Origin of the sequence: Stutzerimonas stutzeri SDM-LAC (assembly GCF_000235745.1) — a bacterium.
Taxonomy (GTDB): Bacteria; Pseudomonadota; Gammaproteobacteria; order Pseudomonadales; family Pseudomonadaceae; genus Stutzerimonas; species Stutzerimonas stutzeri_H.
Genome location: NZ_AGSX01000165.1, coordinates 1 through 16,085, shown reverse-complemented (window position 1 = coordinate 16,085; position 16,085 = coordinate 1). Strand labels below are relative to the sequence as shown.

At 57.3% G+C, this 16,085-nt stretch carries 12 protein-coding genes, 1 tRNA gene and 1 pseudogene; all 14 read left to right on the top strand.

Annotated elements, in window-relative coordinates; translation table 11 throughout:
• The coding region (locus PSTU_RS0116190) for an EF-Tu/IF-2/RF-3 family GTPase (RefSeq protein ID WP_019339979.1) at nt 1–704 on the top strand (704 nt) is incomplete at its 5' end.
• 52 nt (nt 705–756) lie between these two features.
• Nucleotides 757–832, top strand: a tRNA-Trp gene (locus PSTU_RS0116185).
• Nucleotides 833–874: 42 nt separating this feature from the next.
• Nucleotides 875–1,243 carry a preprotein translocase subunit SecE gene (gene secE, locus PSTU_RS0116180; RefSeq protein WP_019342059.1) on the top strand — a complete coding sequence of 123 codons (369 nt, stop codon included), beginning with the start codon at nt 875–877 and terminating at the stop codon, nt 1,241–1,243.
• A gap of 9 nt (nt 1,244–1,252) precedes the next feature.
• Nucleotides 1,253–1,786: a transcription termination/antitermination protein NusG gene (nusG, locus tag PSTU_RS0116175; RefSeq protein ID WP_019342058.1), complete on the top strand. Its 534-nt coding sequence runs from the start codon at nt 1,253–1,255 to the stop codon at nt 1,784–1,786.
• Nucleotides 1,787–1,897: 111 nt separating this feature from the next.
• A complete protein-coding gene (gene rplK / locus PSTU_RS0116170) occupies nt 1,898–2,329 on the top strand; it encodes a 50S ribosomal protein L11 (protein ID WP_019342057.1) in 432 nt (143 codons plus the stop codon).
• On the top strand, nt 2,329–3,024 hold the full coding sequence (gene rplA / locus PSTU_RS0116165) for a 50S ribosomal protein L1 (protein ID WP_019342056.1): 696 nt from the start codon (nt 2,329–2,331) through the stop codon (nt 3,022–3,024). The genes rplK and rplA overlap by 1 nt, the downstream gene beginning before the upstream one ends.
• Before the next feature lie 209 nt (nt 3,025–3,233).
• The gene (rplJ, locus tag PSTU_RS0116160; RefSeq protein ID WP_019342055.1) at nt 3,234–3,734 is read left to right on the top strand and encodes a 50S ribosomal protein L10; all 501 of its coding nucleotides are present in this window, start codon (nt 3,234–3,236) and stop codon (nt 3,732–3,734) included.
• A 78-nt stretch (nt 3,735–3,812) separates the two neighbouring features.
• Complete coding sequence (gene rplL / locus PSTU_RS0116155) at nt 3,813–4,181, top strand: 50S ribosomal protein L7/L12 (protein ID WP_019342054.1); 369 nt, start codon at nt 3,813–3,815, stop codon at nt 4,179–4,181.
• 219 nt (nt 4,182–4,400) lie between these two features.
• Complete coding sequence (gene rpoB, locus PSTU_RS0116150) at nt 4,401–8,471, top strand: DNA-directed RNA polymerase subunit beta (RefSeq protein ID WP_019342053.1); 4,071 nt, start codon at nt 4,401–4,403, stop codon at nt 8,469–8,471.
• Nucleotides 8,472–8,536: 65 nt separating this feature from the next.
• Complete coding sequence (gene rpoC, locus PSTU_RS0116145; RefSeq protein ID WP_019342052.1) at nt 8,537–12,736, top strand: DNA-directed RNA polymerase subunit beta'; 4,200 nt, start codon at nt 8,537–8,539, stop codon at nt 12,734–12,736.
• A 141-nt stretch (nt 12,737–12,877) separates the two neighbouring features.
• Nucleotides 12,878–13,249: a 30S ribosomal protein S12 gene (rpsL, locus tag PSTU_RS0116140; protein ID WP_003291416.1), complete on the top strand. Its 372-nt coding sequence runs from the start codon at nt 12,878–12,880 to the stop codon at nt 13,247–13,249.
• A gap of 98 nt (nt 13,250–13,347) precedes the next feature.
• The gene (gene rpsG / locus PSTU_RS0116135) at nt 13,348–13,818 is read left to right on the top strand and encodes a 30S ribosomal protein S7 (protein ID WP_019342051.1); all 471 of its coding nucleotides are present in this window, start codon (nt 13,348–13,350) and stop codon (nt 13,816–13,818) included.
• A 30-nt stretch (nt 13,819–13,848) separates the two neighbouring features.
• Nucleotides 13,849–15,978 (top strand): elongation factor G, encoded by a 2,130-nt coding sequence (fusA, locus tag PSTU_RS0116130; RefSeq protein WP_019342050.1) that lies wholly within the window; start codon nt 13,849–13,851, stop codon nt 15,976–15,978.
• A gap of 30 nt (nt 15,979–16,008) precedes the next feature.
• Nucleotides 16,009–16,085, top strand: a pseudogene (locus PSTU_RS21615) (elongation factor Tu); the annotation flags it as partial.

The window sequence follows — 16,085 nt, the reverse complement described above, 5'->3', positions numbered from 1 at the left end:
CAGGTGACGACACGCCGATCGTTATTGGCTCCGCGCTGATGGCGTTGAACGGTCAGGACGACAACGAGATGGGCGTGTCGGCCGTGCGTAAGCTGGTCGAGACTCTGGATAGCTACATTCCGGAGCCTGAACGTGCCATCGATAAGCCGTTCCTGATGCCGATCGAAGACGTGTTCTCGATCTCCGGTCGCGGTACCGTTGTAACCGGTCGTGTTGAGCGCGGCATCGTCAAGGTTCAGGAAGAAATCGAGATCGTGGGTATCCGCGATACGACCAAGACTACCTGCACCGGCGTTGAAATGTTCCGCAAGCTGCTCGACGAAGGTCGTGCTGGTGAGAACGTGGGCGTGCTGTTGCGCGGCACCAAGCGTGATGACGTCGAGCGTGGCCAGGTTCTGGCCAAGCCGGGCACCATCAAGCCGCACACCAAGTTCGAAGGCGAAGTCTACGTACTGAGCAAGGAAGAAGGCGGCCGTCATACTCCGTTCTTCAAAGGCTACCGTCCGCAGTTCTACTTCCGTACCACTGACGTGACCGGTAACTGCGAACTGCCGGAAGGCGTCGAGATGGTAATGCCGGGCGACAACATCAAGATGGTTGTCACCCTGATCGCTCCGATCGCTATGGAAGACGGTCTGCGCTTCGCGATTCGCGAAGGTGGCCGTACCGTTGGTGCCGGCGTGGTTGCCAAGATCATCGAATAATCGATTGATCTGATCAATTCAGGCCGGCATAATAGTCGGCCTGACTCTTGTTAGGCCAGTAGCTCAATTGGCAGAGCGGCGGTCTCCAAAACCGCAGGTTGGGGGTTCGATTCCCTCCTGGCCTGCCAAATTCAATATCGAATTTGGCGGTATTTACAGGGTTCTAGCAGATGAATGTCAAAGCTGAAGCCAAAGACTCGCGCTTCGATCTGGTGAAGTGGCTTGTTGTGGCTGCTTTGGTGGTTGTGGCTGTGGTGGGTAATCAGTATTACGCCGCCGAGCCCATTCTGTACAGGGTTCTTGCGCTGCTCGTTTTCGCTGTCGTTGCTGCGTTTGTGGCATTTCAGACGTCTAAAGGTCGTTCCTTTTTTGTTCTTCTGAAAGAGGCGAGAGTCGAGATTCGAAAAGTCGTTTGGCCGACCCGTCAAGAAACCACGCAGACCACACTTATTGTTGTTGCGGTCGTGCTGGTAATGGCGCTGCTGTTGTGGGGGCTCGATTCCCTGCTCGGTTGGCTGGTTTCCATGATTGTAGGTTAAGGGTGTCCCGTGGCTAAGCGTTGGTACGTCGTTCATGCTTACTCGGGTTACGAGAAGCATGTCATGCGCTCGCTGATCGAGCGTATCAAGCTTGCCGGCATGGAAGATCATTTCGGCGAGATTCTGGTTCCCACTGAAGAAGTGGTCGAGATGCGTAATGGGCAGAAGCGCAAGAGTGAGCGTAAGTTCTTCCCGGGTTACGTGCTTGTCCAGATGGATATGGCCGAAGGTGCTTGGCACCTAGTCAAAGACACGCCGCGCGTGATGGGTTTTATTGGCGGTACTGCTGACAAGCCTGCGCCAATCACTGATAAAGAGGCAGAGGCGATCCTGCGCCGCGTTGCTGACGGTAGTGATAAGCCTAAGCCGAAAACTCTGTTCGAGCCGGGCGAAGTGGTGCGGGTGGCTGATGGTCCGTTTGCTGATTTCAATGGCGTTGTCGAAGAAGTCAACTACGAAAAGAGCCGTATCCAGGTTGCTGTGCTGATTTTCGGTCGATCAACGCCAGTAGAGTTGGAGTTCAGTCAGGTCGAAAAGGTCTAGCTGAAAAAGCATCCCACACCCCGCAGCTGATGGCTGCGGGGTTTTGTCGTCACTGGGATATTCAAGTGAAAAGGGGAGCCGCAAGGCGCTAGCACCCAGAACGGAGTAGTTATGGCTAAGAAGATTCAAGCTTATATCAAGCTTCAGGTAAAGGCCGGTCAGGCCAACCCGTCGCCGCCAGTTGGCCCTGCGCTGGGTCAGCATGGTGTCAATATCATGGAATTCTGCAAGGCGTTCAACGCCCGCACGCAGGGTCAGGAGCCAGGTCTGCCAACTCCGGTAATCATTACCGTCTATAGCGACCGCAGCTTCACTTTCGAGACCAAGAGTACGCCGGCTGCAGTGCTGCTGAAGAAGGCTGCAGGTATCACCAGTGGTTCTGCTCGCCCTAATACCCAGAAGGTCGGCACTGTTACCCGTGCTCAGCTGGAAGAAATCGCGAAGACCAAAAATGCCGATTTGACCGCTGCTGATCTTGATGCAGCTGTACGCACCATCGCCGGCTCCGCCCGCAGCATGGGCCTGAACGTGGAGGGTGTGTAATGGCTAAGTTGACCAAGCGCCAAAAAGCTTTCGCCGAAAAAATCGAAGCCGGCAAGCAGTATTCGTTCGAAGATGCCGCTACGTTGTTAGCGCAGCTGTCGGCGGTAAAATTCACTGAGTCCTTTGATATCGCCATCAACCTAGGTGTTGATCCGCGTAAATCCGACCAGGTTGTGCGTGGTGCTACCGTTCTTCCGAATGGTACCGGCAAGTCGGTACGCGTTGCTGTGTTCACGCAGGGTCCCGGTGCTGAGGCTGCTCTCGCTGCCGGTGCTGATCGCGTTGGTATGGACGAGCTGGCTGCGGAAATGAAGGGCGGCGACCTTAACTATGACGTCGTTATCGCCTCCCCTGACGCAATGCGCGTCGTAGGGCAGTTGGGTCAGATTCTGGGTCCTCGCGGCCTGATGCCTAACCCTAAGGTCGGTACAGTGACACCGGATGTTGCGACTGCCGTCAAGAACGCCAAGGCCGGTCAGGTACGCTTCCGTACTGACAAGAACGGCATCATTCATACGTCGGTCGGCAAGGTTGGTTTCGAAGCGGGTCAGCTGAAGCAGAACGTCGAAGCGCTGCTGTCGGACCTCAAGCGCCTGAAGCCGTCGACTTCCAAAGGTATCTATGTCAAGCGCGTTACCCTGAGTACTACTATGGGTCCTGGCTTGATCATCGATCAGGCGTCTCTCGAGGCGTAAGACTTCCAGCGCCCTGCTTAGCAGGGTGCGACATATTGGGGTCCCTGCCTGGCGGGGGCTATCCAAGACCGTAGGCGGCGCGAGCCTTAAATCGTAGAAGCTTTGCTTTTCCAAGCCTACGCAGAGGTGCTCCCGATTCGTACCGAATCAGACACCAAAATCCGCCCGGTTTCGACTGGGCGACCGGTAACAACCAGGAGTAAAAACCCGTGGCAATCAAACTCGAAGACAAGAAGGCCATCGTCGCTGAAGTCAACGAGGCTGCCAAAGCTGCCCTGTCCGCTGTCGTGGCTGATGCCCGTGGCGTGACCGTGGGGGCCATGACCGGACTCCGTAAAGAGGCCCGCGAAGCTGGCGTATACGTGCGTGTAGTGCGTAATACCCTGCTGCGCCGCGCTGTTGAAGGCACTCAGTATGATGTGCTCAACGACGTGTTCAAAGGCCCGACCCTTATCGCTTTCTCTAACGAACATCCGGGCGCTGCTGCTCGTATCTTCAAGGAGTTTGCCAAGGGCCAGGACAAGTTCGAGATCAAGGCTGCCGCATTTGAAGGTCAGTTCATTGCAGCCAATCAGATCGATGCTTTGGCAACCCTGCCGACCTATGACGAGGCAATCTCGCAGCTGATGAGCGTGATGCAAGGCGCTACCAGCAAGCTGGCTCGTACATTGGCGGCCGTTCGCGACCAGAAAGAAGCCGCCGCGGCGTAACGCGCGCATAGCTTTTTTCCGATTTTCTTTTGAATTAGATGGCCGCAGGCCGTCGACCATATACAGGAATTTAGAGTCATGGCTCTGACCAACGAAGACATCATCAACGCCGTTTCCGAAATGTCCGTGATGCAGGTTGTTGAACTGATCAAGGCAATGGAAGAGAAGTTCGGCGTTACTGCTGCAGCTGCTACCGTCGCTGCTGCCGGTCCGGCTGCTGCCGCTGCTGAAGAGCAGACCGAGTTCAACGTCATGCTGCTTGAAGCGGGCGATAAGAAAGTAAACGTGATCAAGGCTGTTCGCGAACTGACTGGTCTGGGTCTGAAAGAAGCCAAGGCAGTCGTTGATGGCGCCCCAGGCATGGTCAAGGAAGGCGTGTCCAAGGACGAAGCCGAAGCTGCCAAGAAAGCCCTGGAAGAAGCAGGCGCCAAAGTCGAGCTCAAGTAAGCGCGACCTTGCGTCTACAGCCGAAGCAACTCGCGTAAGGCTGATGGCTGGTGGCTTTTGCCACCGGCCTTTTTCCGTTATAGCTGCCTGTTGAACATCTGGCAGTTCGGACGGAACAACCGCTCCGATGGGCGGTGCGAATCACAGGATTCGCAAGATTTTCTGGCTGCTCCCGTCGGGAGAGGCCAAACAAGCAGGTGACCAAGCTGGGGAACGCTGATGGCTTACTCATACACTGAGAAAAAACGAATCCGCAAGGACTTTAGCAAGTTACCGCACGTGATGGACGTGCCGTATCTTTTGGCCATCCAGCTGGATTCGTACCGCGAATTCCTGCAGGCGGGAGCGACCAAGGATCAATTCCGCGATATTGGCTTGCATGCAGCCTTCAAATCCGTTTTTCCGATAATCAGCTATTCCGGCAATGCGGCGCTGGAGTACGTCGGCTATCGCCTGGGCGACCCGGCTTTTGACGTCAAGGAATGCGTGTTGCGCGGCGTGACCTTCGCCGTGCCGCTGCGGGTAAAAGTCCGTCTGATCATCTTTGATAAGGAATCGTCGAGCAAGGCGATCAAGGACATCAAAGAGCAGGAAGTCTACATGGGGGAAATCCCCCTGATGACCGAGAACGGTACCTTCATCATCAACGGTACCGAGCGGGTTATCGTGTCCCAGCTGCATCGCTCGCCAGGCGTGTTCTTCGATCACGACCGGGGCAAGACCCACAGTTCGGGCAAGCTGCTGTACTCCGCTCGTATCATTCCGTACCGCGGCTCCTGGCTCGATTTCGAGTTCGATCCGAAGGATGCCGTATTCGTGCGTATCGACCGTCGCCGCAAACTTCCGGCTTCGGTGCTTCTGCGTGCGTTGAATTACGGCACCGAAGAAATCCTCGATGCGTTCTACGACACCAACGTATTCCACGTTAAGGGCGAGACCCTGAGCCTGGAGTTGGTTCCGCAGCGTCTGCGCGGCGAAATCGCTTCGTTCGACATCACTGACGAGAACGGCAAGGTCATCGTCGAGCAAGGTCGCCGCATTACTGCGCGCCACATCAATCAGCTCGACAAGTCGGGGATCAAAGCGCTCGACATGCCGATGGACTACGTCCTCGGTCGCACCACGGCGAAGGCTATTGTGCATCCGGCGACTGGAGAGATCATTGCCGAGTGCAACACCGAGCTGACTGTTGAAATTCTGGCCAAGTTGGTCAAAGCGCAGGTTGTGCGCTTCGAGACGTTGTATACCAACGACATCGACTGCGGTCCGTTCATCTCTGACACGCTGAAAATCGATTCGACTACCAACCAGCTTGAAGCGCTGGTCGAGATCTACCGCATGATGCGCCCTGGCGAGCCGCCAACCAAGGACGCTGCCGAGACGCTGTTCAACAATCTGTTCTTCGCGTCGGAACGCTACGATCTGTCGGCCGTAGGTCGGATGAAGTTCAATCGTCGTATCGGCCGGACCGAGATCGAAGGTTCCGGTGTACTCAGTCGCGAAGACATCGTCGCGGTACTGAAGACTCTTGTCGATATTCGTAACGGCAAAGGCATAGTCGATGATATCGACCACCTGGGTAACCGTCGTGTCCGTTGTGTCGGCGAGATGGCCGAAAACCAGTTCCGTGTAGGCCTGGTACGCGTTGAGCGTGCGGTCAAAGAGCGCCTGTCGATGGCCGAAAGCGAAGGCCTGATGCCGCAGGACCTGATCAACGCCAAGCCCGTTGCGGCTGCGGTGAAGGAATTCTTCGGTTCCAGCCAGCTTTCGCAGTTCATGGACCAGAACAACCCGCTCTCCGAGATCACCCACAAGCGCCGCGTTTCCGCACTCGGCCCGGGCGGTCTGACCCGTGAGCGTGCAGGCTTCGAAGTCCGTGACGTACACCCGACCCATTACGGTCGTGTCTGCCCGATCGAGACCCCGGAAGGCCCGAACATCGGCCTGATCAACTCGCTGGCTGCCTACGCGCGCACTAATCAGTACGGCTTCCTGGAAAGCCCGTACCGCGTGGTTAAGGAAGGCGAGGTCACCGACGAGATCGTGTTCCTGTCGGCTATCGAAGAAGCCGACCATGTGATCGCGCAGGCGAGTGCCAAGCTGGATGACCGCAAGCTGGTCGACGAGCTGGTTGCTGTTCGTCATCAGAACGAATTCACGGTCAAGGCACCGGAAGACGTCACCTTGATGGACGTTTCGCCGAAGCAGGTTGTTTCCGTTGCGGCTTCGCTGATTCCGTTCCTCGAGCATGACGATGCCAACCGCGCCCTCATGGGTTCGAACATGCAGCGTCAGGCCGTGCCGACTCTGCGTTCGGACAAGCCGCTGGTCGGTACAGGTATGGAGCGTAACGTGGCGCGCGACTCCGGCGTCTGTGTCGTCGCCCGTCGTGGCGGCGTGATCGATTCTGTCGACGCCAGCCGAGTGGTCGTGCGTGTACATGATGCGGAAGTCGAAACCGGTGAGGCGGGCGTCGACATCTACAACCTGACCAAGTACACCCGTTCCAACCAGAACACCTGTATCAACCAGCGTCCTCTGGTGAGCAAGGGTGACGTGGTCGAGCGCGGCGATATCATGGCTGACGGTCCGTCCACCGACATGGGTGAGCTGGCACTCGGTCAGAACATGCGCGTTGCGTTCATGCCGTGGAACGGCTACAACTTCGAGGACTCCATCCTCCTCTCGGAGCGTGTGGTTCAGGAAGATCGTTTCACCACCATCCACATTCAGGAACTGACCTGCGTGTCGCGCGACACCAAGCTCGGCCCAGAAGAGATCACGGCGGACATTCCGAACGTGGGCGAAGCTGCGCTGAACAAGCTGGACGAGGCGGGCATCGTTTACGTCGGTGCCGAAGTCGGTGCAGGCGACATTCTGGTCGGCAAGGTCACGCCAAAAGGCGAGACCCAGTTGACGCCGGAAGAGAAGCTGCTACGCGCGATCTTCGGTGAGAAGGCTTCCGACGTGAAGGACACCTCCCTGCGTGTGCCAACAGGCACCAAGGGTACAGTCATCGACGTACAGGTCTTCATCCGTGACGGTGTCGAGCGTGACTCCCGCGCACTGGCCATCGAGAAGATGCAGCTGGACGAGATCCGCAAGGATCTGAACGAAGAGTTTCGCATCGTTGAAGGTGCAACCTTCGAGCGTCTGCGTTCTGCGCTGGTCGGCGCGACAGTCGAAGGCGGCGCGGGCCTGAAGAAGGGCGCGGTCATTACCGACGAGATCCTCGATGGTCTCGAGCATGGACAGTGGTTCAAGCTGCGTATGGCCGAAGACGCGCTGAACGAGCAGCTGGAAAAGGCCCAAGCCTACATTTCCGACCGCCGTCAGCTGCTCGACGACAAGTTCGAAGACAAGAAGCGCAAGCTGCAGCAGGGCGACGATCTGGCGCCGGGCGTGCTCAAGATCGTCAAGGTCTACCTGGCGATCAAGCGTCGTATCCAGCCGGGCGACAAGATGGCGGGTCGTCACGGTAACAAGGGTGTCGTCTCGGTCATCATGCCGGTCGAAGACATGCCGCATGATGCCAACGGCACACCAGTCGACATCGTCTTGAACCCGTTGGGCGTTCCGTCGCGTATGAACGTCGGCCAGATCCTTGAAACCCACCTGGGCCTCGCGGCCAAAGGTCTGGGTGAAAAGATCAACCGCATGCTGGACGAGCAGCGCAAGGTCGCCGAGTTGCGCAAGTTCCTGACCGAGATCTACAACGAAATCGGGGGGCGCCAAGAGAATCTGGAAAGCTTCAGCGATCAGGAAGTCCTGGATCTGGCGAAGAACCTGCGCGGCGGTGTGCCGATGGCAACCCCGGTATTCGACGGTGCCAAGGAACGTGAGATCAAGGCCATGCTGAAGCTGGCCGATCTGCCTGAAAGCGGCCAGATGCAGCTGTTCGACGGGCGTACTGGCAACAAGTTCGAGCGCACCACCACCGTCGGTTACATGTACATGCTCAAGCTGAACCACCTGGTCGACGACAAGATGCACGCGCGTTCCACCGGTTCCTACAGCCTGGTTACCCAGCAGCCGCTGGGCGGAAAGGCACAGTTCGGTGGCCAGCGTTTCGGGGAGATGGAGGTCTGGGCACTGGAAGCCTATGGCGCCGCCTACACCCTGCAGGAAATGCTCACGGTCAAGTCGGACGACGTGAACGGGCGGACCAAGATGTACAAGAACATCGTGGACGGCGATCACCGTATGGAGCCCGGCATGCCGGAATCCTTCAACGTGTTGATCAAAGAGATCCGCTCGCTCGGTATCGACATCGATCTGGAAACCGAATAACCACGCACCGCCTATGCGGTGGTCGGCATCAGCCGATCACCGCAGGTCCGTGAGGAGGAAAGGCCTTGAAAGACTTGCTGAATCTGTTGAAAAACCAGGGTCAAATCGAAGAGTTCGATGCCATCAAGATTGCATTGGCTTCGCCCGAGATGATCCGTTCCTGGTCCTTTGGCGAGGTCAAGAAGCCAGAGACCATCAACTACCGTACGTTCAAGCCCGAGCGTGATGGCCTGTTCTGCGCCAAGATCTTTGGCCCGGTCAAGGACTACGAATGCCTGTGCGGTAAGTACAAGCGCCTCAAGCATCGTGGTGTGATCTGTGAGAAGTGCGGCGTCGAAGTCGCCCTGGCGAAGGTTCGTCGTGAGCGCATGGCGCACATCGAACTGGCTTCGCCGGTCGCACACATCTGGTTCCTGAAGTCGCTGCCGAGCCGTATCGGTCTGCTGCTGGACATGACCCTGCGTGACATCGAGCGCGTGCTCTATTTCGAGAGCTACGTGGTGATCGATCCGGGCATGACCACCCTCGAGAAGGGCCAACTGCTCAACGATGAGCAGTATTTCGAAGCCCTCGAAGAGTTCGGTGACGATTTCGACGCTCGCATGGGCGCCGAAGCCGTGCGCGAGCTGCTGCACGAAATCGACCTGGAGCACGAGATCGGTCGCCTGCGCGAAGAGATTCCGCAGACCAACTCGGAAACCAAGATCAAGAAGCTGTCCAAGCGCCTTAAGCTGATGGAGGCTTTCCACGGTTCGGGCAACCTGCCGGAGTGGATGGTACTCACCGTTCTGCCGGTACTGCCGCCGGATCTGCGTCCGTTGGTTCCGCTCGACGGCGGCCGCTTCGCGACATCGGATCTCAACGATCTGTATCGCCGCGTGATCAACCGTAACAACCGTCTCAAGCGCCTGCTCGACCTGTCGGCTCCGGACATCATCGTGCGCAACGAAAAGCGCATGTTGCAGGAAGCCGTCGACGCACTGCTCGACAACGGTCGTCGTGGCCGCGCCATCACCGGTTCCAACAAGCGTCCGCTGAAGTCCTTGGCCGACATGATCAAGGGCAAGCAGGGCCGTTTCCGTCAGAACCTGCTTGGCAAGCGCGTGGACTATTCCGGTCGTTCGGTTATCACCGTCGGCCCGACCCTGCGTCTGCATCAGTGCGGTCTGCCAAAGAAGATGGCCCTCGAGCTGTTCAAGCCGTTCATTTTCGGCAAGCTGGAAATGCGTGGCATGGCGACCACCATTAAGGCCGCCAAGAAGATGGTCGAGCGCGAGCTGCCGGAAGTCTGGGACGTTCTGGCCGAAGTCATCCGCGAACATCCCGTGCTGCTCAACCGTGCACCGACGCTCCACCGTCTGGGCATCCAGGCGTTCGAGCCCGTGCTGATCGAAGGCAAGGCGATCCAGCTGCATCCGCTGGTCTGTGCGGCGTACAACGCCGACTTCGACGGTGACCAGATGGCCGTTCACGTGCCGCTGACGCTCGAAGCCCAGCTCGAAGCGCGCGCGCTGATGATGTCGACCAACAACATCCTGTCGCCGGCCAACGGCGAGCCGATCATCGTGCCGTCGCAGGACGTGGTCCTGGGTCTGTACTACATGACCCGGGAAGCCATCAATGCCAAGGGCGAAGGTCGTGTGTTCGCTGACCTGCAGGAAGTCGACCGCGTATTCCGCGCCGGCGAAGCGTCGCTGCATGCCCGCGTCAAGGTGCGCATCAACGAGACCATCAAGGACCGCGACGGCTCGATCACCAAGAACACCCGAATCGTCGACACCACTGTCGGCCGCGCGCTGTTGTTCCAAGTGGTTCCGGCTGGCCTGCCGTTCGACGTGGTCAACCAGCCGATGAAGAAGAAGGCGATTTCCAAGCTGATCAACCTGTGCTACCGCACCGTTGGTCTGAAGGATACCGTCATCTTTGCCGACCAGCTGATGTACACCGGTTTCGCCTACTCGACCATTTCCGGTGTCTCCATCGGCGTGAACGATTTCGTTATCCCGGACGAGAAAGCGCGCATCATCGATGCCGCTACCGAGGAAGTGAAAGAAATCGAATCGCAGTACGCCTCCGGCCTGGTGACCCAAGGCGAGAAGTACAACAAGGTCATCGACCTCTGGTCGAAAGCCAACGACGAAGTATCCAAGGCGATGATGGCCAACCTCTCGAAAGAGAAGGTCATCGACCGCGACGGCAACGAGGCCGAGCAGGACTCGTTCAACTCGATGTACATGATGGCCGACTCCGGTGCACGGGGTTCCGCTGCCCAGATTCGCCAGCTGGCCGGTATGCGTGGCCTGATGGCCAAGCCGGACGGCTCGATCATCGAGACGCCGATTACCGCGAACTTCCGTGAAGGTCTGAACGTACTCCAGTACTTCATCTCCACGCACGGTGCTCGTAAGGGTCTGGCGGATACCGCCCTGAAGACCGCGAACTCCGGTTACCTGACCCGTCGTCTGGTTGACGTCGCGCAGGATCTGGTAGTTACCGAGGTCGACTGCGGTACCGAGCAGGGCCTGTTCATGACGCCGCACATCGAGGGCGGCGACGTGGTCGAGCCGCTGGGCGAGCGTGTGTTGGGTCGTGTGATTGCGCGTGATGTACTCAAGCCGGGCAGCGAAGAAGTACTGGTTCCAGCTGGAACATTGGTTGACGAGCAGTGGGTTGACTTCATTGAGCTCAACAGCATTGACGAAGTTGTGGTCCGCTCGCCGATCAGCTGTGAAACACGCTATGGCATTTGCGCCAAGTGTTACGGCCGCGATCTTGCTCGCGGGCATCAGGTGAACATCGGTGAGGCAGTGGGCGTTATCGCTGCGCAATCGATTGGTGAGCCGGGTACCCAGCTGACCATGCGTACGTTCCACATCGGTGGTGCGGCGAGCCGGACTTCGGCGGTCGACAACGTGATGGTCAAGAACGGCGGTACCATTCGTCTTCACAACCTCAAGCATGTCGAGCGTGCTGACGGCGCATTGGTTGCTGTTTCGCGTTCCGGCGAGCTGGCAGTGGCGGACGACTTCGGTCGTGAGCGCGAGCGCTACAAGCTTCCGTATGGTGCGGTCATTTCCATCAAGGAAGGTGACAAGGTCGACGCAGGTGCTGTAGTCGCCAAGTGGGATCCGCACACCCACCCGATCGTTACCGAGATGAAGGGTGTCGTGACCTTCGTTGGCATGGAAGAGAACATCACCATCAAGCGTCAGACCGATGAACTCACCGGCCTGACCAACATTGAGGTGATGGATCCGAAAGATCGTCCAGCGTCGGGCAAAGATATCCGTCCGGCGATCAAAATGGTCGATTCGAACGGCAAGGAGCTGTTGCTGCCGGGTACCGATGTTCCCGCTCAGTACTTCCTGCCGGCTAACGCTCTGGTCGGTGTGGCCGACGGCGCCGAGATCAACGTGGGTGACGTTATTGCACGTATCCCACAGGAAACCTCGAAGACCCGCGACATCACCGGTGGTCTGCCGCGTGTTGCAGACCTGTTCGAGGCGCGTCGTCCGAAAGAGCCATCGATTCTGGCGGAAATCAGCGGCACGATTTCCTTCGGCAAGGAAACCAAAGGCAAGCGTCGCCTGGTGATCACGCCAACTGACGGAACCGATCCGTATGAAGAGCTGATTCCGAAATGGCGTCACCTGAACGTCTTCGAGGGCGAACAGGTAAACAAGGGAGAGGTTATCTCTGACGGTCCGAGCAACCCGCACGACATTTTGCGCCTGCTGGGCGTCAGCGCACTTGCGAAGTACATCGTCAACGAGATCCAGGACGTTTATCGTCTGCAGGGTGTGAAGATCAACGACAAGCACATTGAAACCATTCTGCGACAGATGCTACGCAAGGTCGAAGTGGCTGAGTCGGGTGATTCGAGCTTCATCAAGGGCGACCAGATGGAGCTCACCCAGGTGCTCGAGGAAAACGAGCGTCTTGCTGCGGACGACAAGTTCGGTTCGAAGTACATCCGCGTGCTGCTGGGTATCACCAAGGCATCGCTGTCTACCGAGTCGTTCATTTCGGCAGCGTCCTTCCAGGAGACTACCCGCGTCCTCACCGAGGCGGCGGTAACGGGCAAGCGCGACTACCTGCGCGGACTGAAGGAGAACGTGGTCGTGGGTCGCCTGATCCCGGCCGGTACCGGACTTCAGTATCACAGCGAGCGCAAGCGCAAGCGTGACGCCGAGAAACCGGTTCGCGTGAGTGCTGATGAAGTCGAAGCGGCGCTGACCGAGGCGCTCAATTCGAGTGGTAACTGATTGGCGGTCTGCCCCGGCGTAAGCCGGGGCGCGCCTTGACGGTGGACAGGAAGCTCTTTAGACTCTTGTACCCCTAATTTGGCGGGGCTTTGTGCCCTGCCATTTTTCGTTTGTGTCGAAAGACAACAGTGGAGCTAGTAGATGGCAACGATCAACCAGCTGGTACGCCAGCCGCGCAAGCGCGTCGTCGAGAAAAGCGACGTCCCTGCGCTGCAGAACTGCCCGCAACGCCGTGGTGTTTGCACTCGCGTGTACACCACCACGCCAAAGAAACCGAACTCTGCACTGCGTAAGGTATGCCGTGTTCGCCTGACTAACGGTTTTGAAGTCGCCTCGTATATCGGTGGTGAAGGTCATAACCTGCAAGAGCACAGCGTAGTGCTGATCCGTGGCGGTCGTGTAAAAGACCTTCCCGGTGTTCGCTACCACACCGTGCGCGGTTCGCTGGATACTTCCGGCGTCAAGGATCGTAAGCAGGGCCGTTCCAAGTACGGCGCCAAGCGTCCGAAGTAATCAGTATTTCTATTTATTTAAGTCGATAAGAGTAAGGTCGGGCATGGCGTCGTCGTTATTGTCCCGAGCTAACCTGAAGACCGTTTGAGGGCTTATCAATGCCAAGACGTCGTGTAGCAGCCAAGCGCGAGATCCTTGACGATCCGAAATACGGAAGTCTGATCCTGGCCAAATTCATGAACCACGTGATGGAAAGCGGTAAGAAAGCCGTTGCCGAGCGTATTGTTTATGGCGCGCTGGAGAAGGTCAAAGAACGCAAGAACACCGATCCCCTGGAAATCTTCGAAAAAGCACTCGACGCCATCGCTCCGCTGGTCGAAGTGAAGTCCCGCCGCGTAGGTGGTGCGACTTACCAGGTTCCGGTCGAGGTTCGTCCTTCCCGTCGTAACGCGCTGGCCATGCGTTGGCTGGTCGATGCTGCGCGCAAGCGTGGCGAAAAATCCATGGCCCTGCGTTTGGCGGGTGAGCTGTCGGATGCGTTTGAAGGCAAGGGCGCTGCTGTTAAGAAGCGTGAAGACGTGCATCGCATGGCTGAGGCCAACAAGGCGTTCTCGCACTACCGTTTCTAATTCTGGCAACACTCAATTTGCGAGGGCTTTATGGCTCGTAACACAGCAATTAACCGCTACCGTAACATTGGTATTTGTGCGCACGTTGATGCGGGCAAGACCACTACGACTGAGCGGATCCTGTTTTACACAGGTCTCAGCCATAAGATGGGTGAGGTGCACGACGGTGCGGCTACTACCGACTGGATGGTGCAGGAGCAGGAGCGTGGTATCACCATTACTTCCGCTGCTGTTACCACGTTCTGGAAAGGTTCTGCCGGCCAGTACGACAACTACCGTGTGAACGTAATTGACACCCCCGGCCACGTTGACTTCACCATTGAAGTCGAGCGCTCGCTGCGTGTGCTCGACGGTGCTGTTGTGGTGTTCTGTGGTACTTCCGGTGTAGAGCCTCAGTCGGAGACCGTATGGCGTCAGGCCAACAAGTACGGCGTTCCGCGTGTTGTTTACGTCAACAAGATGGACCGTGCGGGCGCAAACTTCCTGCGCGTTGTCGGTCAGATCAAGAATCGCTTGGGCCACACTCCTGTGCCGATTCAGTTGGCTATCGGTTCGGAAGATAACTTCCAGGGTCAGGTCGATCTGATCAAGATGAAGGCTATCTACTGGAACGATGAAGACAAAGGCACCACCTATCGTGAGGAAGAGATTCCTGCCGATATGCTGGAGCTCGCCGAAGAGTGGCGCTCCAACATGGTTGAGGCTGCTGCCGAGTCCAGCGAAGAGCTGATGAACAAGTATTTGGAGGGCGAAGAGCTGACCATTGACGAGATCAAGGCGGGTCTGCGTGCGCGCACCCTTGCTAACGAGATCGTTCCAGCTGTATGTGGTTCGTCCTTCAAGAACAAGGGTGTTCCGCTGGTGCTCGATGCCGTTATCGAATTCCTGCCGGCTCCCACCGAAATCCCTGCGATCAAAGGTATTCATCCGGACATCATCGACAAGCCGAAAGATGAGCTCGTTGATGCTGACTTCGATGAGCGTCATGCCGACGATGACGAGCCGTTCTCGGCTCTTGCCTTCAAGATTGCTACCGATCCGTTCGTTGGTACTCTGACCTTCGTGCGTGTGTACTCAGGTTTCCTCAGCTCCGGCGACTCCGTGATCAATTCGGTCAAGGGTAAGAAAGAGCGCGTTGGTCGTATGGTGCAGATGCACGCGAACCAGCGTGAAGAGATCAAGGAAGTACGTGCTGGCGACATCGCTGCTCTTATCGGTATGAAGGACGTGACCACAGGCGACACTCTGTGCAACGCCGACAAGCCGATCATCCTTGAGCGTATGGACTTCCCGGAGCCGGTTATTTCGGTAGCTGTAGAGCCGAAAACCAAGGCCGACCAGGAAAAGATGGGTATCGCACTGGGCAAGCTTGCCCAGGAAGACCCATCGTTCCGCGTCAAGACCGACGAAGAGACCGGCCAGACCATTATTTCTGGTATGGGTGAGCTGCACTTGGACATCCTCGTCGACCGTATGCGTCGCGAGTTCAATGTCGAAGCCAACATCGGCAAGCCGCAGGTTTCCTACCGTGAGAAGATCACCAAGAACTGCGAAATCGAAGGCAAGTTCGTGCGCCAGTCCGGTGGTCGTGGTCAGTTCGGCCATTGCTGGATTCGCTTTGCTCCGGCTGATGAAGGTCAGGAAGGTCTGATATTCGTGAACGAGGTAGTGGGTGGTGTGGTTCCTAAGGAATACATTCCAGCCATCCAGAAGGGTATCGAAGAGCAGATGAAGAACGGTGTTGTTGCCGGCTATCCGCTCATCGGCCTGAAGGCTACCGTTTTCGACGGTTCCTACCATGACGTCGACTCTAACGAGATGGCGTTTAAGGTGGCGGCTTCCATGGCGACCAAGCAGCTGGCCCAGAAGGGCGGCGGCGTTGTGCTTGAGCCGATCATGAAAGTAGAAGTGGTAACTCCTGAGGACTACATGGGCGACGTGATGGGTGACCTGAACCGTCGTCGCGGTCTGATCCAGGGGATGGAAGATACGATCTCCGGTAAGGTGATTCGTGCCGAGGTTCCGCTGGGAGAGATGTTCGGTTATGCAACCGACGTGCGCTCTATGTCCCAGGGCCGTGCAAGCTACTCCATGGAATTTTCCAAATACTCCGAGGCTCCGGCGAACATCGTTGAAGCCCTGGTTAAAAAACAAGGTTGATTCAGCCCTTTAAGTAAGAGGTTTACTGTCGTGGCTAAAGAAAAATTCGAACGTAACAAACCGCACCTGAACGTCGGTACCATTGGTCACGTCGACCATGGCAAGAC